We start from the raw sequence: 21,121 nt of genomic DNA, 5'->3' as shown, positions 1-21,121 counted from the left end.
CTTGTTCTAATTGGGTGAACTAGGTCCAATAATTTTGATTCCCTGTTTTTCTTTTTCGGCTAATTCTAAATTCAATATCAGCAGTTTTTCTAAAATATCATCGTTGGCTTGAAAGTTATAAGCTGACATTACCAGTTTATCTAATTGTTGATGCAGTTGATAAAGTTGGCTGCTGGGTTCGTTGAAGAATTTATTATATAATGTGGTGATTCCCCATTGTTTTGTTTCCATTTGTTGAGTCCGATATTGATGTAATTCTTCGGCTTTGGTGCGGATTTGTTGGACTATTTTTATGTCTGCTATTTGCGGAAATGGAAAGGTTTCAAAACAAGTATTGTGAGTGTAACGAGTGTCACCTTTTAAAGTTGAACCTTGCACGTCTACCCAAACACGATGTATATTAGATGTGATAATTCCTAATATATAAAAATCATCTAATGCAAGAACAGTAATAGAGTTATTAGGTAGCCAATGCTTATTAACTCGTGAAAAAATAAACCATTTAGAATGACAAGGAACTGCAAAATAAAATGGTAAAAATTCTATAGCTTTTCTCAGGTCTGGACGACGACGTAGGAATTTCCACCAGTAATTTTTAGCTTTTTCATCTCGATTATTATCACGTTCAGATTTAACATAGGTTTTAATGTGTTCAAAAGGTAATTTATAATCACTAGCGTCCTCAAGACTCATATCATTAAAATCAACAATCCATCTTTTTGGTGTACCTTGAGGATTATCTGTTAAATCTTGTGCTGAAATAGATTGTTTAAGAACATCTTGATTTTTTACATCTGCTTTTATCCAATTTGTAACCTGTTGTTCAGTTACAAAAAATCCTTTTCCCACAGGAATGATACCCTGAAAGCATTGATTGAGATTTGCTTGTAACCGCGCAGCTTGAGAAACATCAATACTAGATTTTAGAGAAGAATTAATTTGTGAAACTACAAGATCATCTAAATAATACTTTTCCGGTTTATCTTTACACCAATTGACAATACTCACATGAACTTTCGCAGCACCAGACCAAGGTTGTGTAGAAACAGCTTCATGAATATAACCGCCATTTTGAGTAATATAATCTAAAGCAGCAATTCTACTTTTACCTTGACTTATGGAATTAGTCGCAACTAAACCAACTCTGCCTTTTTCATCAATTTTATCGTGCGCTAACCGAAACCAATAAGCACAAAAATCTACGGAATCTTTAACTCTCGGAAAATGTTGGAAAATTCTATCTACATATTCATCATTTAAATCCATTCTCATGTTTTTACCACCTAAAAATGGCGGATTTCCAATAATAGCATCAGCTTTTACCCATTCACTAAATAAAGCATCTTGACAAACAATATTATGATCTAAAGTATCCAAAGGTAAAGCAGGTTCAGTTAACTCTAAATTATCAATCGCAATCTTCCGCGCTATCATTAATGTCACCCGCGCTAATTCCACCGCAAAGGGATTTGTATCCATTCCATAAAATTGCAAAGGTGTCACTAAACCCATTTGCAATTGTTTATCCTTAGACTTACGCAAAGATTGCATTTTTTCTAATAGCAATATTTCAATTCTTTTCAATTCTTGATATGCGATATAAAGAAAATTACCCGAACCACAAGCAGGATCTAAAACTCGATAACTTTGTAATTCTATTTGCAGTTTGGAAAGTTCCTTAATTGTCCCTGCTTCCTCAATTCTCTCTTCCCAATAACGGCTAATTGTGGGACGGACAATTTTCATAATATCCACTTCAGAAGTGTAATGGATTCCTCTCGCGTGACGTTCTTCCTTATATATACTCCCTTCAAATAAATTCCCAAAAATAGCCGGACGGACTTTACTCCAATTTTCTCGCGCAGACACATCTAAAAAATTTAATTCTTCCCTGGTTAATTCAATTGCATCAATTCGAGAAAATAAACCCCCGTTAAAATAATCAACTCCTTGATAACGTCCCGCTGGTGTTTTTCCTGGTTGATTCATTTCCCGAAATAAACCACCCAAAACATCATAGGAACTTCCCCCTTTGATGCAATTTTGGACACAAGAAATAAACATATCACGGGGTAACAGTTGTCTATCTTCTGCAAACATTGCTAACACACATTGCAAAATAAACCGCTGTGCTGTTAACTTTTCAATTCCCCTATTTTCTAATTCTAATAATAATTCACCCATGCGACGGGCAGCTTTAACAGTAACTTCTACTTGGTTATTTTGGAATACAGGGGTTTTTTGCCCTAATTCCATAAATGTCAATGCTCCTGACCGTTCTGGCAGTTGTTCAAGAGTAATTTTATCTACAGGTGTATCTAATTGAATATCAAAATCAAAGATCCAAAATTCATCAAAATTACATAAAATCACATATTTAGGACGATTTGGGACTAACCTAGTCCAATAATCAAAAGCTTGGGAATAATGTTTATTTAAATCTTCTCCGCGCTTTTTCATTTCTATTAAAACGCGAGGTTTCCAAACTAAATCAGCAAAGCCAGTTTTTCCGGTTTTACTACTTTTTTTAATTGCTTCTTCGTAAGTCGCACCCGCTTCTAATGCACCTTCATGTCCAAAGGCTCGAAAAAAGCGGTCGAGAAATGTTTGTGCTTCTTTGCGTTCTTGTCCGGTGATATGTTGGTGACAAAATTGTACGAATCTAGATAGGGTTTCTGGTGTTGATGATGTCATGGTTGTTTCTGAACAATAATAAGATCCCCAGCTTCTCTAAGAAGTCGGGAATCTCAACCTCTCGATATTTACAAAAATATCACTCAATCTCTCAATTGAGTCGCGCAAAAAAGAAGATTTAGGGGTTGACAATTGATTTTAAATTTGTTATCATGAAACTGATAAGGAAGAACTATCATAAAATAATTACAGTTGAAAGGAAACCCAACACATAATTTTTGCCGTTACAAAAAATGTAACCAGGTTCGATATAAGTTTAAGCAGTGTAAAACTATAAGTTAGGGCTTAGGCATTGACAAAGTTTTCTAAATATGTAATGTGGATTTTAGCTCTTGTAGGGTGCGTCAGACCCAATAATTTAGTAAGAAACAGATTTCCTCTATCTGACTCACCCTACTCAATAAGTTATTCCCAAAGCCGAAAACGACGCAATTTCGTTCATTTATATGATGGCAAGTTAGTGAGCGTGCGTAAGTCCTATAGGTATGGAAATTACACCTTCGGTGTGAAAATGTTTTGGTGGCTGTTAATAACAGTTACCCTAGAATTAATAGGTTTTTAGAGGAGTGTTAAGGAAGATGTCTATCACTGTTTTATCTAATTATCGGTTTCCAACCCGGAATTTTGGGAAAATATTATCTTTGAGTATATTTCTCAGTGGGATCTTTATGTTACCTGCATCAGCACAAGAAAAATTATGGCGAACTTTAACCGTGAGTGGAAGGGGAGTAGAAACAATTTCGACAACTTTATCTCAAGTTAGTTTGGGTGTAGAAGTTCAAGGAAAAACGGCTGAAGATGTCCAAAAAGAAGCGGCACGCAGATCATCGGCTGTGGTAGCTTTATTAAAAAAACGCAATGTGGAAAAATTGACAACTACAGGAATTCGCCTCAACCCAGTATATAGCTACAGTAATAATGTTCAACGCATTACTGGTTACGCTGCTAGTAATACAGTCAGCTTCCGCATTCATACGGATAAAGCCGGAACTTTATTGGATGACGCGGTGAAGGCTGGAGCGACACAAATTAATGGTGTAAGTTTTATTGCTAGTGATGAAGCGATCGCCAGCGCCCAAAAACAAGCTTTGAAAAAAGCTACCCAGGATGCTCAAGAACAAGCGGAAACAGTTCTTAGCACCTTAAAATTAGAACAAAAAGACATTATCAGTATTCAAATTAATGGTGCAACTCCACCACCAACACCCATGCTGTACCGGGTTGAAGCTGCTAAAGCTAATCTCGCAGATGCTTCTACTCCCATAATTGCCGGTGAACAAGAAGTACAAGCATCCGTAACATTACAAATTAGCTATTAGTCATTGATCACTGGTCATTGGTAACAACGAACAACTGACTAAATTAGAAATTATCTGGGGACATATCAGACATTCCTCCCTCATTATCGCGCTTAGACCCTAATAAATCTAGCTGATCTACTAAAATGACTGGTTTTGAACGGTTAACACCAGTTTGGCGATCGCTCCAAGTATCAAATCTCAAAGAACCTTTAACGCCAATCAAACCACCTTTACGGACATAATTACCAGCGACTTCCGCAGTTTTTCCCCAAAGTTCTAGATTAAACCAATCTGGTTTATCATTGTTGCGCGATCTTCTATTTACAGCTAGTGTCAATTGACATAAGACTTTGCCTGACTCAAAATATTTCATGTCTGGATCGCCACCAACACGACCAACAAGAGTGACAACATTAATGCTCATGGTTTTTATTTCCTAGTATTTTTGTATTGTATTGTCCGATCTCGAATTCTATAATAACCAATTGTGAAATGATTAAGGATATGTTAGAATGGCGACAGTTGAATCGGGTAAAAATTCCAGAAATACTTGGCATTTGAAAAAAATTATACGGTTATACTGAGTGGACTTGAGAAGATGGAACTTAAGATTCATGGAACTAAACTCAAGATTGACAAAAGCTAGATAAAAAAATAGTCTAGTTTACCGGAGTCAGATAACCAAATATCATGGCATCTATCATTATTAACTCTTATCTTTGTAGTCAAAAGTAGTATAAATAGGGGGCATAGAGAAGCGTGGGTCTTTTCAATTTTAATTTTCGGCCATCCTGGGATATGGGTATCGACCTCGGTACAGCCAACACCCTGGTTTATGTATCTGGTAAAGGAATTGTCCTGCAAGAACCTTCCGTCGTTGCCATTGATCAAAATCTGAAAGTGGCACTGGCAGTGGGGGAAGAGGCTAAAAAAATGCTCGGACGCACACCGGGGAACGTCGTTGCTCTGCGTCCCCTGCGCGACGGTGTGATCGCTGACTTTGATACGGCTGAGTTGATGCTAAAAAGCTTTATTCAGCGGGTAAATGAAGGGAGAACCCTGATGTTGCCCCGCATTGTCATTGGTATCCCCAGTGGTGTCACTGGAGTAGAAAGACGGGCTGTTATGGATGCAGCCACCCAAGCCGGTGCTAGAGAAGTATATTTGATTGATGAGCCAGTCGCAGCAGCAATTGGTGCAGGACTGCCAGTGGCAGAACCTACTGGTAACATGATTATTGACATCGGTGGGGGGACAACGGAAGTAGCGGTATTAAGTCTTCAAGGAACGGTAATCAGCGAATCAGTCCGCATTGCTGGAGATGAATTAACTGAAGCCATTACTCAGTATATGAAGAAAGTTCATAATCTGGTCATTGGTGAACGCACGGCAGAAGATATTAAGATTAAAATAGGTTCTGCCTATCCAACGGCAGACGATAATGATAGTCTAATGGAAGTCCGAGGGTTGCATTTACTGTCTGGTTTGCCCAGAACTGTCACCATCAAAGGCCCGGAAATTCGGGAAAGTATGGTAGAGCCTCTAGCGGTAATTATCGAAGCAGTTAGGCGCACACTGGAACGGACACCGCCCGAACTGGCAGCAGACATTATTGATCGTGGGATCATGTTGGCAGGGGGTGGTGCATTGCTCAAAGGTCTAGATACATTAATTAGTCATGAAACAGGTCTTGTTACCCATATAGCCGCTGATCCTTTAAGCTGTGTAGTGTTGGGAACAGGTCGCGTATTAGAAAACTTCAAACAGTTGGAGAGAGTCTTTAGCGGGCGTTCTCGCAATATGTAGTAGCAGTTAGTAAGTTACGAATATATGGGTTCTGTATTTATTAATACAGCAGTAGTCAGGAGTAAAACTGGCTTTACCTGAGTTAGGAGTTAGGAGTTATGATTTTTTCAAGGAGATCATAAGGGTTTGAGAATCATACTTGGGGCAGGTTTCCACAAATTATCTTATGTCGAACTCAGGTGGCTTCGTGCATGGGTTTCAATTGAGACCTTGTACATCCTAACTACGTAACCTGCTGTAACTATAGAATCCATTATTTTCCACAGAAGTACACAGGAGTTGATTTACGGATTTGCGGATGGCGATCGCTATAGGCCGGACTAAAAAGTTACCAAACCATATTCCTACAACTCCTAAATAATTTATAAAATATATACAGGTTATTATGTTTACTTTAAAACGCTGGTGGCAATACAAAGGACTACAAATAGGATTATTAGCCTTAGTTGTAGGTAGTGCCTGGACACTCAGAGAGACAAACGGGGCATTGTTACGAGAAATCTATCAAGGAATCACCATCCCATTACAGATGCTACAATCAGGAGCGATTCCTGAACAAAATATTAAGGATGCAAGATTTTTAGAATTACAGACTCGCATCGTTGATTTAGAAAGCCAAAATCAGAAATTAAAAAATTTACTGGGTTATAGAGAGAAAGAAGCCTTGCCACAAAAGCCAATTATCGCCAGGGTGGTAGGACGTAGTGGGGATCATTGGTGGCAACAGGTGATTTTGAATCGGGGGACTGCATCAGGCATTCAAGAAGGTTCTATTGTCAAAGCCGATGGTGGATTAGTCGGTTTAGTAGATAGCGTGACAACTAATACTAGCCGTGTATTGTTAATAAGTGATTTGAAAAGTCAAGTAGGCGTAACTATCAACCGCACATCAGCTAAAGGAATTTTACAAGGTGATGCTTCCACTGAAGGGGTATTAGAATTTTATGAAAAAGTTCCTAATGTGAAAATAGGCGACCTAGTATCAACCTCTACTTATAGTCAGAAGTTCCCGGCTGGTTTAGCCATAGGGAAAATTAAATCCTTGGATTTAAAGAAACTCCCAGCCTCAATAGCCAAAGTAGAGTTATTCCCGCCAATTCGGTACTTAGATTGGGTAACTGTTTATCCTCAACAAGACAAACAAGATTTAGAAACTCCGAATCTTACCAAATGATGAATATGTAACCTAACCTACCTCTGTCATAGCAAAGCAGGTTGGTTGTCATAAAAATTTATATTTGGAGTCATTAACTTATTCAAACTGGTATCCTGGAGTATTAGTCAAATACTAGGACAACAGGGCGTAAATAAACCAACCATTCTCAATCACTAAAAAGCTGACGCCATATTATTTTTGACTTCCGCCTTGCGGTACTAGGGGTTTATTTAGGGTATCCTAGTAGTTCGTCAAATTTATTTTGACGGGTAATGGAAAAAACTTCTGTTCTTTCCTCCCCTGCCCCCAGTGCCTCTCTTCTCACCATACTTGCCTTCACCTGTCATTTTCGGCTTAACAGACTACTAGATGCGTATCCTCAATGGTCTTCTCTGGAAGTATTGATAATTCCCTGAAATTATCCCTACAGTCGAGCAAAGTATTGATGAATATTTAACTACCCAAAATCCTATACCGTACCTCTTTAGGAGTAAAATTAGATGTTATCTAGTTCAGAATCCTGTTACTAGGTCAATTTTATTGCTAGATTTTGATCAGACAACACATTGACAACTAACTCTCAGAGGTGAAACCAGTTAAATAATTCGGTGATCTACTTGGATATTTTGTCCAAATTTTGGCTTTAAAAGAGGTAAGATCATGGCTATACATAATTATGTACCTTGTAGATATTAGCGAAATTACCACTTGATAATTGCTATAATCTATTCTTCCCTCTAACATTCTTATCTATTATTAGGTGTAAATTTTTATGGGTTCTCCAATGAATCGTCTGTCTATTTTTGTAGACGGAAACAATATGTTCTATGCTCAACAAAAAAATGGTTGGTTTTTTGACCCCCGGCGTGTTTTAGAATATTTCAAATACGAACAGTCAGACACTACATTAATCAATGCTTTCTGGTACACTGGATTAAAAGACCCCCAAGACCAACGAGGTTTTCGAGATGCACTCATCAGTTTGGGATATACAGTCCGCACGAAAATTCTCAAAGAGTATTATGATGATGCTTCGGGTCGCTACTCTCAAAAAGCGAATTTAGATATTGAAATTGTCGTTGATATGTTTAATACGGTAGATCAATATGACAGAGTTGTATTATTTAGCGGAGATGGTGATTTTGAAAGGGCTATCGAATTATTACGATCCAAAAATACTCATATTACAGTGGTATCCACGGAGGGCATGATAGCCAGGGAATTACGTAATGCTACTGATAGATATATAGATTTGAATGATATTAGAGATAGAATAGAAAAAACTGACGGTTAACTTAGCTTAGTATTTATTTACAAATCTCAAAGTTAAAAACTATCATTTCACAGTTTCAGTTATTTTATCAAGCAAGAATTTAGGAATTAGAAGTCGGTGATGATGATAAATTTCTAGGACTGGCAAATCAAACCACATTTGATTAATTCTAATTCCTTGATATTCTTTTATTCAGCCCACTCTCAAAACTAACAGAGGTTAAGCTAATGAGCAACCAAACCGATAGAATTATCATCTTTGACACCACATTGCGTGATGGAGAACAGTGTCCTGGAGCAACTCTCAACATAGACGAAAAGCTAGTTATTGCTAAACAATTAGCACGTTTAGGAGTAGATATTATTGAGGCTGGTTTTGCTTTTGCTAGTCCTGGGGATTTTGAAGCAGTGAGCAAAATTGCCCAAACTGTGGGGACAGAAAATGGTCCGATAATTTGCAGTTTGGCTAGAGCCAGACATGATGATATTAAAGCGGCTGCGGAGGCGATTAAACCTGCTGCTAAAGGGAGAATTCATACTTTTATTGCTACCTCTGATATTCACCTGCAATATAAGTTAAAGAAAACTAGACCAGAAGTAATTGCCATTGCCGAAGAAATGGTAGCCTATGCCAAAAGCTTCACCGATGATGTCGAATTTTCTCCTGAAGATGCGGGACGTTCTGATCCAGAATTTTTGTATGAAGTATTGGAAAGAGCGATCGCAGCCGGAGCAACAACTGTTAATATTCCTGATACCGTAGGATACACCACACCCAGCGAATTTGGGGCAATCATCAAAGGCATTACTGAAAATGTCCCCAACATTGACAAAGCCATTATTTCCGTTCACGGTCATAACGATTTAGGTTTAGCAGTTGCTAACTTTTTAGAAGCGGTCAAAAACGGCGCTCGTCAACTAGAATGTACCATCAATGGTATTGGTGAAAGAGCCGGCAATGCAGCCTTAGAAGAATTAGTCATGGCTTTGCACGTCCGCAGACAATATTTTAATCCCTTCTTAGGACGGGCTGAAAATTCGGAAGCATCACTCACCAATATTGACACCAAACAAATCTATAAAACCTCCCGTTTGGTTTCTAATTTAACCGGAATGTTGGTGCAACCAAATAAAGCCATTGTCGGTGCAAATGCTTTTGCTCATGAATCTGGTATTCACCAAGATGGGGTATTGAAAAACAAACTCACCTATGAAATCATGGATGCCCAGTTGATTGGTTTATCCGATAATCAAATAGTATTGGGTAAACATTCTGGCAGAAATGCTTTTCGTACCCGCTTGAAAGAATTGGGTTTTGAACTATCAGAAAATGACCTGAATAAAGCCTTTCTGCGGTTTAAAGAAGTAGCAGACAAAAAGAAAGAAATCTCTGATTGGGATTTGGAAGCGATAGTTAATGACGAAATCCAACAAGCACCAGAGTTATTCCGGGTGGAGTTGGTACAGGTTTCCTGTGGTAGTAATACTCAGCCCACCGCCACAGTCACACTCCGCACTCCTGACGGAGAAGAATTAACTGATGCAGCCATTGGGACAGGTCCAGTAGATGCGGTGTACAAAGCCATTAATCGGGTAGTGAATGTACCGAATGAATTGATTGAGTTTTCTGTGCAATCTGTCACCGGAGGAATTGACGCTTTAGGAGAAGTAACAATTCGCCTACGTCATGAATCCCGTGTATTTTCAGGTCATGCCGCCAATACAGACATTATTGTGGCATCGGCTCAGGCTTATGTGAATGCACTGAATAGATTGTTTTCAGCTTTACAGCAGGAAGTGAAGGAAGAAGTAACAGCATAGAAGGTGTAGAGACGAGAATCCCTACCCAGGGAACGTCTCTATTTTTGAATTAATTCCAGCGACTGAGATAGAATTTCTTGTTCGTTAACCATAGCTGCTAATTCTTCGGTTTCATAACGTCCTTCAAAAGCTTCTAGCGCTGCTCTTTTTAGTGCTACTTGATATCCTTGTTGGAGAATTTCCATTAATTCTGTTTGATTCAAGTAAACACCACCAGATTTGCGGCGCTTGTTAATTTTATTGATTTCCCGCACTGCATTTTCTATGGAAAGTTCCCAAGAACGGGTAGAACGTTTTTCAGCTTTTTGTTTAATTAAATGGATGAGGAGAATTACGCCATAACTATCAATTTTATTGATTTTATCACTGAGGCTCATTTCTTCTAATTCATCCACTAGTAGTAAAGCTTCATTGATTTTTCCTTGTTCTAGGAGTTGTCTAATTTCTAAGAGTTCTTCCATGTTATTTGCTGAAATTGTGATTCACAATTAATATTTATTATATATGTTAAATTGTTCATTAGTTGATAAAATACTTTGTTAAGTAACTCACCTTATAAAACAACATTTACGAGGAATAATATGAAAATACGACAACTTGAACTTCAGAATTTTCGATGCTTTGAGCAAAAAACATTTGAGTTTTCTGATCAATTTAATGTTTGTATTGGTGATAATGCTACGGGTAAAACTGCAATTCTTGATGCACTAGCTATTGGTGCTGGAAGCTTGTTTTTAGGAATTGACAACATTAACTCACTGAATATTCAAAAAGATGAAATTCGTCGTATTCTCAGGCAAGAAGGAGAAACACCGACACTACATCGTATTTTACCAGTTGTTGTATCTTGTCATGGTAGTTTTGAAGATGTAGAAGAAATATCATGGAAAAGAGAGATCAAAACTGATGGTGTTACTACAACTCGTGGAGATGCAAAAGAAATATTACAATATGCTAGAGAATTACAGCAAAAAGTTCGTGTTCAAAATGAAGATAGAGACAAGGTTATTTTACCCGTGATTTCATATTACAGTACAGGTCGTCTTTGGGTTAAACATAGGGAAATACAAAAGACTACAGGACCTAGTCCTCGATTTCTAGGATATAAGAATTGTCTGACTAAATCCAATGAAATGAAAAAAATAATGCTCTGGTTTAAAAAATGGGAATTAGCATCTTTACAACAGGGAAGACCTTTAGGTACTTTGTCATGCGTGAAAGAAGCTATTAAAAATTGTATGGAAGACTGGCAAGATGTTGAGTATGATGTGCTTCAAGGAGAACTAGTTGCTACTGCACAAGATGGAAGAATTTTACCCTTTAATATGTTAAGTGATGGTGTAAAAAATATGATAGGAATGGTTGCCGATATTGCCTATCGTTGTGTCACCTTAAATCCACAATTTGATGGTGAAGCTGCGCGACTTACACCGGGTATTGTTTTAATTGATGAAATTGATTTACACTTACATCCTAAATGGCAACGTCGAGTAGTAGAAGATTTAAAAAGAACATTTCCTAAAATTCAATTTTTTGCCACTACTCATTCTGAGCATATAATTCAATCATTAAGAGATGGTGAACTGATTGATTTAAATAACCCCGATTTAATACCAGCCGCAGAATATGAAAACAAGAATATAGAATATATTACAGAAAACGTTATGCACGTTCCTCATCCATACAGAAATGAGCGATATCAACAGATGATGGAAACCGCAGAAAGATATTATCAAATGTTAGAAAATGCCAATAATTCATCACCAGAAGAATTAGAAAAATTAAAAACAGAACTGGATGAATTAATAGAACCATATAGTGATGATGTTGCTTATCATGCTTTTTTAAAAATGAAGCGGTTAGCAAAATTAGGAGATTAATAAATAATGCGTCCAGTGCAAAGAGGTAGTATACCAATTAATCCAAACACAAATCAAAAAATTTCTTTTAGTAAATATCAAGATGCTAAAAAACGCATTGTAGAAAGAATAGGTCATTATTGCTGCTATTGCGAAAAACCAGTAACAAATGTTCGTGATGTAGAGCATATTTTACCAAAAGAGCATTATCCAAGACTAAAAACTATTTGGCATAATTTTTTTATTTCATGTAGAGTTTGTAATGATATTAAGGGACGTTCTCTTATCAGGAGAAAAAACTTTTATTGGGCTGATGTAGATAATACATTCCGAATTTTTGAATATCATCCTTTGAGCGCAGATGTAAAAGTTAATTCGCTACTTTGTGATAGCGAACAAGCAATAGCAAAAAACACATTAAATTTAGTTGGTTTAGATAGAAAACCTGGACATCCTCAATATAAACCAACTTCAGCAGATTTTCGCTGGCAAGAACGGCTTGTAGCTGTAGGAATAACTCAAGAAGCATTGTCTGATTTACAAAAGAATAATACTCCTGAAATGAGAAGACAAATTATTCGTACTGCTCAAGGTCAGGGATTCTGGTCTATTTGGATGACTGTTTTCAAAGATGATCCTGATATGTTAAATCGCTTGATTAATGCTTTTCCTGGAACTTGTGCAGATTGCTTTGATGTGCAAGGAAAGGCTATTCCACGTCCAGGGGGAAGAATATAAAAACGGAGGATTGGATCATAACTTAAAAAAATGATGCAGGGAGTAATTATGAATAATAATCAAAATGTAGCTGAAGCTATTAATTTACTTTTTAACCCAACATCCCTTCAAGCAGCAATTGAAATTGAAAATGAAACCGACTGCGACGTGACAGCAGGATTAGATTGGGGTTTAGCAATCCCCGCTTTATTACAAAATCCTGTAATGTTTGGAAGGTTGACACAGTTGCGCGTATCACTCAACCAGGAACTGCGGTTACTCATAAAAGAATGGAATTTGGGTATAGGAGAAAAAACAGCAGTAGAAGTAGCACAAAAACGATTAATTCAAAGACTACAATTACCCCAACCTGTAGCTTTATCAGCACTGGAAGAAACTTTCAAACAAGATGAATTATATAATGTGGAAGAATTTATATCTAATCGAGATTTATTAAAGTCACTTTTAGCTATTTTATTATTAGCTAGTGATTGGGAAGAAATAGCTGTAGCTGCTGCAAACTCAGTACAAGAACAGATATTTTATCAAATAGGAATTAATCAAATTTCTGCATAAAAAGGTGCGTTAATAACCTAATCCACGAAACTTCCAACGGCGAAAAATTAACCAATGTAGCAATAAGTATAAGATTGGTTTAAACTAAAGCTAGTTGCTAAATAAGAATATTTATGGAAAACAACTTGGACAAATATATTGAAATCACTCCTGGGATTCGTAGTGGTAAACCAAGGATTGCTGGAACAAGAATTACAGTTGCAGATGTGGCTATTATGTATCTCCGCATGGGGCATTCTTTAGAAGAAATTGCTGGAAAATATCAGCTTTCATTAGTATCAGTTCATATAGCAATGGCATTTTACTATGAACATCGGCAAGAAATTGACCAGCAAATTGCTGACGCAGAAGCTTATGCTGAAGCCGAACGTCTCAACAGTCCTTCACTGTTACAGGAAAAACTCAATGCGATGAAAAAATATGCCTAAACGCATTCAATTTCACCTTGATGAAAATGTTGATCCTGATATTGCTTTAGCTTTGAGACAGGCTGGTATTGACGTGACAACTACACAGGGGGCGAATCTTTTGGCAAAGAGTGATACAGTTCAGTTAGATTTTGCTAAAGAACAGTCGCGCGTGCTAGTTACACACGATGATGATTTTTTGATTCTCAATCATCAAGGAATTGATCATAGTGGGATTGTTTATTGTCGTAAAGATACAAAATCAATTGGGTATATTATTCGGATGCTGATCTTACTTTACGAAGTTGCTACTCTTGAGGAAATGAAGGGTAGAGTAGAATATTTGTAAACAAACAAATAGCGGTAATTGGTGCAAATTCAGTACGAGGGCGTTGCTGAATCGAGGTATGAAATTCCCAAATTGAACCTTTAAAACTCTTACCTCAGTGCGTCTTTGCGCCTTTGCGCGAAACAAAAACTATGGTTAATTGACCTTACATTTTACCAATCATACAAGGACACGCGCCCTCCTACAAGATTGAATCATCTTTTTTGTGGAGTTATCTCAAAGGAAATCCTGTGAGGATTTCCCAGTCTTAGCCAATATAACTAAAAATCTATCGCTTGAAACGAGAACGTTGTTGACGGCGTTGCTTGTGTCTAGCGATCGCTTTGCGCTTTTCTTTTTCTAAAGGTGTTTCAAAGTGACGCTTTTTCCGCATATCCTGGAAAATTCCGGCTTTGGAAACTTCCCGCTTAAATCTTCGTAGTGCTGATTCAATTCCTTCATTTTCACCTAAGACCACTTGTGTCATTCCTGTTCCTCCGTAGTTTAAATCAATATTTGAGAACTAAAGTCAAAATAAAATACTCTAGCAGCACTTAGCATGAAACCGTATCTGCTGGATACTCTAGATTTTAATTTTTTTTCTGGACTTAGTAGCGATCGCCACGATTGCCGCCACCACTGCTGCGATCGCGGTCTCCACCGCTACCACGATTTTCCCAACTTCTAGTGCCGCCACGAGGAGAACCAGAAACCCTGTCTTCCCTCGGTTTAGCTTTGTTTACGCGCAGATTACGTCCCATCCATTCAGCACCATCCAATGCTTCAATTGCTTTGGCTTCTTCCGCTTCTGATCCCATTTCCACAAAGGCAAAACCTCGTGGGCGACCAGTTTCTCGGTCTGTAGGTAGCTGCACACGACTAACTTTTCCGTACTCTGCAAAAGCCCGTTTCAGGTCTTCTTCTGTTACCTGATAGGACAAATTACCAACGTAAATCGACATAGAAGAGGGTCTCCCAAACCAGAGAGTGTAGAGAGTTAGATTCGGAGAGACGTATTTAAAAAAATCTTAAACCGACTTACTCAACCGAAAATAATCTTTGATATCCCCAAGTATAGCACTACATGAGAATATTAACCCATCATGGACAAATTTTGCCATCAAAATTACCAGTATTGTCAGGAAATTCTCCATGACAAACACTGTTTCAGTGGGAGCTAAACTGTGTGAGAATGCTTTGCGCTTCTTGACACAGTAACTCATGATTTTGATAATTACTCGCCAGTAATTCTCCCCATTGATGGATGTCGCCGGTATTATATTGTAATGGCGTACAGTCAAAATGGGTAAACTTGCCACCTGCTTCCGTCAAAATTAGTTCGGGAGCAGCCATATCCCAGTCCTTAGGTGCGGATTTACCGGCAAGGGAAATGTAAACATCTGCTTGCTGTTCAACTATCGCGGCAATTTTGCAACCGACGCTACCAATTGCTTTTTGATTTTGACAAGGCAGGTGCTGCAATAGATATTCTAACCTATCATTGCGGTGTGAGCGACTAACAACCAAAATTAGATCTTGGATATTTTTACTGGAGTTCAGTTGTACAGGTAAAGAACCTGTTGCAGTTTCGATAAAAGTCCCACCACCTCTAGTGGCATAATATAACTTTTGTGTCTCTGGAACTGCCACGACGGCTAACATTGTCTGTGTTCCTTGAACTAAGGCAATATGAATTGCATATTCTCCAGTTTTATTGATAAAGTCCCTTGTCCCGTCTAATGGGTCAATAATCCATACCCACTCAGCAGGATTTTTTCCCTGTTGCGATTTATAAGTTTCTTCGCTGATATATCCAAAGTCTTCATCATCTAAAGCGGCTTGTAACTGTGACAAGATATATTCACTGACCGCTAAATCTGCCACTGTAACGGGTTCGCTGTCTTTATACTGGATCTCTAAATTTGGTGCGGCGGCAGTACCATGATAATAAGAACTCAGGAGACTGGCTGCACCCCAACCTACCTTCCGGGCAATTCTTAATATTTTGGATAAGTCTTTCATTTGGGGACAAATTTGAGTGGAATAGGAAAATTAAATACTATAGCAGGAGTCAGGATGAAGAAGGAAAAAGAGAAAGAAAAAGAAAGAAGAGAGAGTTTCAAGTGTGGATTTTCGTGTAAATGGTGGATTTTATTCAAGTGTGTCTATAAGAATTCAGATTTTAGCTTTTTCTATGACTGCGGCGAGCGCTTCCACTTGAATTGGTTTAGTCATAAAGTCATTCATCCCTGCCTTAAAGCAAGCCTGACGGTCTTCTTCGGAAATATTCGCGGTAATAGCGATAATCCAAGGTTGAGCCTGGGAAGATTGACGAATAATTTGAGTTGCGGTAATACCGTCCATTTCTGGCATCTTCATATCCATTAAAATCACATCATAAAATTGTCTTTTTAACATTTCTAATACTTCTAATCCATTATTGGCAATATCAGCAATATAGCCTATTTTTTTGAGGGAATATAGGGCAACTTTTTGATTAACTTTGTTATCTTCCGCTAAGAGAATTTTCACGGAAAATGGTGTGGCGATATCTGTTTCTTCTCTTGAAACTTGCCATGAATTATCTTCTGGTATTAAATCACAAACTAAAACAGATTTGGTTACAAATGTGAAATAAAATGTTGAACCTTGAAGATGGTCATTGTTAACATTAGCAGTCCAACTTAAAGGGGGCTGACCTCCGACTCTTCCACGACTTTCTACCCATATTGTCCCTCCCATTAAATTTACTAAACTTTTACTAATTGCCAAGCCTAACCCTGTGCCACCATATTTGTTACTAATAAAAGCATCTGCTTGAGTAAAGGGTTGAAATAGTTTATTTAAGTGATCTTTTTCAATACCAATTCCTGTATCTTCAATGGATACCATTAACTCTATATCTTCATTTTCCCATTTTTTATTAACTATAACAGCAATAAAAATATGACCTTTATTTGTAAATTTAATAGCATTTCCCACAAGGTTGATTAAAATTTGGCGGAAGCGAGAATCATCTCCTAAGATATGAGCAGGAATATCGGGTTGAATTCTATAATTAATATCAATACCTTTATTTAGTGCCTGTTTATAAAGAATACTGCACACGGATTTGATAATTTTTTTCAAGCTGAAGGGACGTTGTTCTAAATCAAAATTATTAGACTCAATTTTCGAGAAATCGAGAATATCATTGATAATATTTAAAAGTGCATTACTGCTATCTCTAATTGTGGTAACTAAATCTTTTTGTTCCTCTGAGAGTTCTGTCATATAGAGAAGTTGAGCCATACCAATTACACCATTCATAGGAGTGCGAATTTCATGACTCACATTTGCTAAAAATTCACTTTTGGCTTGGGTTGCTGTTTCTGCTACTTCCTTTGCTTGAGATAGGATAAACTGTTTTTCTAAGGCTTCATGATAATCTTTGAGAACTTTTTCTCTTTGTTGACGTTCGACATCTTTGAGTTGATTAAGTTCTTGTAGTTTCAAATTTTGAGCGACTAGGGTAGCATTGGCTATCTGCAAATCACTCTTCACTTGATTGTTTTCATTTAAAACTGCATTTAAAATTAAGGTTGTTACACAAATACAGGCAATAAAAGACTGTAATAGTAGCAAAGAAATTTGGAGAGAATCATTGATAAATGAACTATGCCCTTTAACTGTGCAGATTGCCAGAATTATCGTCATTATCAGCATTAAAATGGTTGCACCTAGTTCTTTAAATCTAAAAGCTGTCCACACTAATAGAGGCACTAGTAAATATTCTGCATTTTTACCTCTAGAAATGATATTACTAACAACTAATGTTAAAAATAAAATAATAGTAGCTTCTAGCCAACGATGTTTTATTGAGTAAATAAATGAACTAATATTGCTGTGCCAAGCAGTGATTAAGGAGGTAAGAACGAGAATTCCGAAAGCATCACCTAACCACCAAGATAGGGCAATATTGAAGTAAATTGACCAAAGAGCTTTGCCAAAGATACATAATAACAATGAACAGAAAACTGCCACAGGTAAATGACTAAGAAAACAGCCATAGATGATAAATTGAATAGTATCTTTAGCTCGGTGCAAAAAGTAGCGATTACCAACCAAATATTCAGTCCAATAGACAGACAAAAGCTTTCCGGTTGTGACAATGGCAACGATAAAGATGGTTAAAAATAGACTGGAAACATTTACCCATCCTTGATATGTCGTCAACTGGGTGATAAATACGCCAGTCATTACTCCTAACCATAGGGGATAACCCCAGATAGTCATGAGTCCGACGGCAATACCTCCGGGTATCCAAATCGGGGTTGATCCTGTGGAGGGGTAAGTGGTGAATATATAAGATAATTGGGATGCGATGTAGTAGGCGATCGCCACTACTACCTGTTTCCACCAAGCAACCTGACGAAAGTTAAATATATCCAGTTGAGGACGAAAATCAATAAACATAATTAAACATCAAACATTTAAATTCAACCAAGGGCGCGTACCAAAATGTTTGCACGCCTCCGCAGCAATATTTCCAGCTAATGCTAATGCCTCTATAAAATTTGTCTCCAGGATATAGTGACAGAAAGCACCGTGAAAAATATCTCCTGCTCCTAGTGTATCAACGGACTGTATTTTTGGCACATTAACTACACCAGACCGATCAGGCGTTAAGTATTGGATGGGGTTTTCCCCTTGAGTAATGGCAATATAAGGAATGTGAAAATTTTGCAAATAGGCAAAAACGTCTTCCTGATTTTCGCAGTTAGGCGGATAGAAATTAGCAGAACAAATAGCATAATTGACAAAGGGTAATATTTCTGCAAATCCTGGTTTCCAGCTACCACCATCAATGACAACGGGAATATTCTGAATATTAGCAGTTTGGGCAATAATTTTGCTGACTTCCATTTGATGCCCGTCAATTAATACAATATCAATATCTTGTAAAATATTTGTAGGAATAGAGGTAATATTCGCCTGAGTTTTAACGGCATTAATAGAAATTACCGCTCTTTCACCTGTACTTTGCGCAACAACAATTGAAGAGACCGGTGGTGGTGTTTTCCTATAGGAGTCTAAGTCAATAATTGCAACGTGGTAATTCTCTAAATCGCTACAGATTAACTGTGTGATCTGGTGCGAACCCAATATACCTAAAACTGTAGATTGGTTGCCTAAATGACTGAAGGTGACGGCGGCGTTTGTTGCCGGCCCCCCTGCTGCCACAGTATAGTCAGTGGCAACTAATTTTTGATTATTTTGGGGAGGGGAGTCCGCGAGATAAATGAAATCTAAGGTAATTAAACCGACAAATAAGCCAGATTTGCTCATTGCTAATTGGTAGCTTGCTTAAAGTATTAATTTAGGGTAACATCCCCGTGTCTACCCATAATGATAATTTTTATGAGGGGAATAAGATTTACCTCCTAAGAGCATCAAACCGCTGTATGATTAAAGATGTAGTGAAAATAGATTTGCAGAAATTGAAGAGGAGATAAAAGCAATGGAAAAAGCACCAGTAACAACTCTCTATAATCAAGATTTTGTTCTCTGGGTTGAGAATACAATTCAGCAATTAAAGGAGAGAAATGTTAATGATATTGATTGGAATAATTTAATTGAGGAGGTATCATCTTTGGGAGGAAGAGAGAGACGAGAATTAGAGAATCGTTTGACGACTTTGTTTGAACACGCACTCAAACGATGTTATGTCCCCTTACCTGACTGTTATCGGGGTTGGGAAAATACTATTAAACGAACTCAAAAAGACATAAAAAAATTGTTAAGAGATTCTCCTAGTTTACAGAATTATTTTTTAGAAATTTTCTCTGAATGCTATCTAGATGGGGTTGATAACCTAATTAATGAATATGATGTTAATTTTCCTGATATTTGTCCTTTCCCAGAAAATTTAGAGATTTTGTTAAATAATAAATTTTGGGAAAATGAAGGAAATTCACCAATGAATTAAATTATATTGAAGATTATCTAATTCAGTGAGATCATTAAATCCGTTTAATCCGTGTTCTGAAATTATCTAATCCGTGTTCAAAATTAATATGCAAACTGAACCCAAACCAGGAACACTTTATATTGTCGCTACACCCATTGGTAATCTAGAAGATATGACTTTTAGAGCGGTGAGAATTTTACAAGCAGTGGACATGATTGCGGCAGAAGATACACGCCACACAGGCAGATTATTACAACATTTTCAGGTAAAAACTCCCCAAGTTAGTTACCATGAACATAATAGTAATAGTCGTATTCCCGAATTATTAGAACAGTTACAATTTGGAAAAGCGATCGCTTTGGTAAGTGATGCGGGAATGCCAGGAATTTCTGACCCAGGATATGAGTTAATTAAGGCTTGTATTGATAATGGGATCACTGTTGTTCCTATCCCCGGAGCAAGTGCTGTAATTACGGCTTTGAGTGCGGCTGGATTACCCACAGATAGGTTTATTTTTGATGGTTTTTTACCGGCTAAAAGTCAACAACGCCGGAAATATTTGGAATCTTTGCAAGGTGAATCCCGAACCTTGGCTTTCTATGAATCACCTCACAGATTACGAGATACTTTAGCAGATTTGGGGGCAATCTTGGGAAGCGATCGCTCTCTAGTTATAGCACGAGAACTGACGAAATTATACGAAGAATTTTGGCGGGGAACAATTGCCGAGGGGATTACCCATTACCAAGACAAAGAACCCCAAGGAGAATATACTCTTTTAGTAGCTGGAAATCCACCTAGTAAACCTCAACTCACAGAAACCGAATTAAAAAACGAACTATTATCAATGATTAAACAGGGTATTTCTCGTTCTCAAGCTAGTCGTGAGATAGCAAAGGATACGGGTTTATCTCGTCGCTATCTCTATCAACTAGCTTTGACAATTGAACTTAGCAGTTAAGTATAGAAACGATGATCATGATCTAGAATAGGACACACTAGAGACATTATATAGTGATCGCTATGCTCTACCTAAAGTCTTTACGCTGGTAAATTTATTTTGAAATAATTGGTTTGTGGGGTGATGTCTGAATCCTTAACGGGTGACAAGGCGGTTGAAGATGAGATGTGGCAATAATTTGAGAAAATAAGGGAGTAAAAAAATAGGGACAAAGAAGCCCCCGAAGCAAAAAATGTTACCACAATCATATCAAACAATTTTCCGAAAGCATTT

At 37.5% G+C, this 21,121-nt stretch carries 21 protein-coding genes; 12 read left to right on the top strand and 9 right to left on the bottom strand.

Translation table 11 applies throughout. The features are described 5' to 3' along the window. Positions 1–6: 6 nt before the first annotated feature. Positions 7–2,694, bottom strand: a complete 2,688-nt coding sequence (locus PN471_RS08185; RefSeq protein WP_271776414.1) for a DNA methyltransferase — start codon at positions 2,692–2,694, stop codon at positions 7–9. A gap of 578 nt (positions 2,695–3,272) precedes the next feature. Between PN471_RS08185 and PN471_RS08180 the strand changes: the two genes are divergently transcribed. After that, on the top strand, positions 3,273–4,013 hold the full coding sequence (locus PN471_RS08180) for an SIMPL domain-containing protein (RefSeq protein WP_271776413.1): 741 nt from the start codon (positions 3,273–3,275) through the stop codon (positions 4,011–4,013). Between the two features lie 43 nt (positions 4,014–4,056). Here the strand turns inward: PN471_RS08180 and PN471_RS08175 are convergent, their stop codons facing one another. Continuing rightward, on the bottom strand, positions 4,057–4,419 hold the full coding sequence (locus PN471_RS08175; RefSeq protein ID WP_271776412.1) for a single-stranded DNA-binding protein: 363 nt from the start codon (positions 4,417–4,419) through the stop codon (positions 4,057–4,059). 374 nt (positions 4,420–4,793) lie between these two features. Between PN471_RS08175 and PN471_RS08170 the strand changes: the two genes are divergently transcribed. The 4 genes from PN471_RS08170 (at position 4,794) to PN471_RS08155 (ending at position 10,050) form a co-directional block, all read left to right on the top strand. Next, a complete protein-coding gene (locus tag PN471_RS08170; RefSeq protein ID WP_271776411.1) occupies positions 4,794–5,801 on the top strand; it encodes a rod shape-determining protein in 1,008 nt (335 codons plus the stop codon). Positions 5,802–6,186: 385 nt separating this feature from the next. Further along, positions 6,187–6,975, top strand: a complete 789-nt coding sequence (gene mreC / locus PN471_RS08165) for a rod shape-determining protein MreC (protein WP_271776410.1) — start codon at positions 6,187–6,189, stop codon at positions 6,973–6,975. A gap of 754 nt (positions 6,976–7,729) precedes the next feature. Further along, positions 7,730–8,251: a LabA-like NYN domain-containing protein gene (locus tag PN471_RS08160; RefSeq protein ID WP_027402274.1), complete on the top strand. Its 522-nt coding sequence runs from the start codon at positions 7,730–7,732 to the stop codon at positions 8,249–8,251. 206 nt (positions 8,252–8,457) lie between these two features. Next, on the top strand, positions 8,458–10,050 hold the full coding sequence (locus tag PN471_RS08155) for a 2-isopropylmalate synthase (protein WP_271776409.1): 1,593 nt from the start codon (positions 8,458–8,460) through the stop codon (positions 10,048–10,050). 38 nt (positions 10,051–10,088) lie between these two features. Here PN471_RS08155 and PN471_RS08150 read toward each other — a convergent pair whose 3' ends face one another. Further along, the gene (locus tag PN471_RS08150; protein WP_271776408.1) at positions 10,089–10,511 is read right to left on the bottom strand and encodes a DUF29 family protein; all 423 of its coding nucleotides are present in this window, start codon (positions 10,509–10,511) and stop codon (positions 10,089–10,091) included. A 120-nt stretch (positions 10,512–10,631) separates the two neighbouring features. Between PN471_RS08150 and PN471_RS08145 the strand changes: the two genes are divergently transcribed. The 5 genes from PN471_RS08145 to PN471_RS08125 all read left to right on the top strand — a co-directional run bounded on the left by PN471_RS08145 (position 10,632) and on the right by PN471_RS08125 (position 13,958). Beyond that, on the top strand, positions 10,632–11,930 hold the full coding sequence (locus PN471_RS08145) for an AAA family ATPase (RefSeq protein ID WP_271776407.1): 1,299 nt from the start codon (positions 10,632–10,634) through the stop codon (positions 11,928–11,930). A 6-nt stretch (positions 11,931–11,936) separates the two neighbouring features. Continuing rightward, entirely contained in the window at positions 11,937–12,647 is a 711-nt protein-coding gene (locus tag PN471_RS08140) for a hypothetical protein (protein WP_271776406.1), read from the top strand. 48 nt (positions 12,648–12,695) lie between these two features. Further along, positions 12,696–13,202 carry a hypothetical protein gene (locus PN471_RS08135; protein WP_271776405.1) on the top strand — a complete coding sequence of 169 codons (507 nt, stop codon included), beginning with the start codon at positions 12,696–12,698 and terminating at the stop codon, positions 13,200–13,202. A gap of 113 nt (positions 13,203–13,315) precedes the next feature. Beyond that, positions 13,316–13,630, top strand: a complete 315-nt coding sequence (locus tag PN471_RS08130) for a DUF433 domain-containing protein (protein WP_271776404.1) — start codon at positions 13,316–13,318, stop codon at positions 13,628–13,630. Next, a complete protein-coding gene (locus PN471_RS08125; RefSeq protein WP_271776403.1) occupies positions 13,623–13,958 on the top strand; it encodes a DUF5615 family PIN-like protein in 336 nt (111 codons plus the stop codon). The genes PN471_RS08130 and PN471_RS08125 overlap by 8 nt, the downstream gene beginning before the upstream one ends. Before the next feature lie 268 nt (positions 13,959–14,226). Here PN471_RS08125 and rpsU read toward each other — a convergent pair whose 3' ends face one another. From rpsU to PN471_RS08100, 5 genes are all read right to left on the bottom strand, one after another. After that, positions 14,227–14,424: a 30S ribosomal protein S21 gene (gene rpsU / locus PN471_RS08120; protein ID WP_015078697.1), complete on the bottom strand. Its 198-nt coding sequence runs from the start codon at positions 14,422–14,424 to the stop codon at positions 14,227–14,229. A gap of 121 nt (positions 14,425–14,545) precedes the next feature. After that, positions 14,546–14,899: an RNA recognition motif domain-containing protein gene (locus tag PN471_RS08115; RefSeq protein WP_271776402.1), complete on the bottom strand. Its 354-nt coding sequence runs from the start codon at positions 14,897–14,899 to the stop codon at positions 14,546–14,548. Positions 14,900–15,104: 205 nt separating this feature from the next. Further along, positions 15,105–15,959, bottom strand: coding sequence for a 3'(2'),5'-bisphosphate nucleotidase CysQ family protein (locus PN471_RS08110; RefSeq protein WP_271776401.1), 855 nt, complete (start codon positions 15,957–15,959; stop codon positions 15,105–15,107). Between the two features lie 153 nt (positions 15,960–16,112). Beyond that, positions 16,113–18,392: an MASE1 domain-containing protein gene (locus tag PN471_RS08105; RefSeq protein WP_271776400.1), complete on the bottom strand. Its 2,280-nt coding sequence runs from the start codon at positions 18,390–18,392 to the stop codon at positions 16,113–16,115. A 9-nt stretch (positions 18,393–18,401) separates the two neighbouring features. Further along, positions 18,402–19,265 (bottom strand): sugar kinase, encoded by an 864-nt coding sequence (locus tag PN471_RS08100; RefSeq protein ID WP_271776399.1) that lies wholly within the window; start codon positions 19,263–19,265, stop codon positions 18,402–18,404. Positions 19,266–19,437: 172 nt separating this feature from the next. Between PN471_RS08100 and PN471_RS08095 the strand changes: the two genes are divergently transcribed. Together PN471_RS08095 and rsmI are read left to right on the top strand one after the other, a co-directional pair. Further along, positions 19,438–19,905: a DUF29 domain-containing protein gene (locus tag PN471_RS08095; RefSeq protein WP_168467470.1), complete on the top strand. Its 468-nt coding sequence runs from the start codon at positions 19,438–19,440 to the stop codon at positions 19,903–19,905. Positions 19,906–19,993: 88 nt separating this feature from the next. Beyond that, on the top strand, positions 19,994–20,848 hold the full coding sequence (gene rsmI / locus PN471_RS08090) for a 16S rRNA (cytidine(1402)-2'-O)-methyltransferase (RefSeq protein WP_193897178.1): 855 nt from the start codon (positions 19,994–19,996) through the stop codon (positions 20,846–20,848). Positions 20,849–20,928: 80 nt separating this feature from the next. Here the strand turns inward: rsmI and PN471_RS08085 are convergent. After that, on the bottom strand, positions 20,929–21,121 hold a 193-nt coding region (locus PN471_RS08085; RefSeq protein ID WP_271776398.1), incomplete at its 5' end, for a hypothetical protein.

Origin of the sequence: Aphanizomenon sp. CS-733/32 (genome assembly GCF_028330045.1) — a bacterium.
GTDB lineage: Bacteria > Cyanobacteriota > Cyanobacteriia > Cyanobacteriales > Nostocaceae > Dolichospermum > Dolichospermum gracile.
This window is presented reverse-complemented; position numbering and strand designations above follow the sequence as displayed.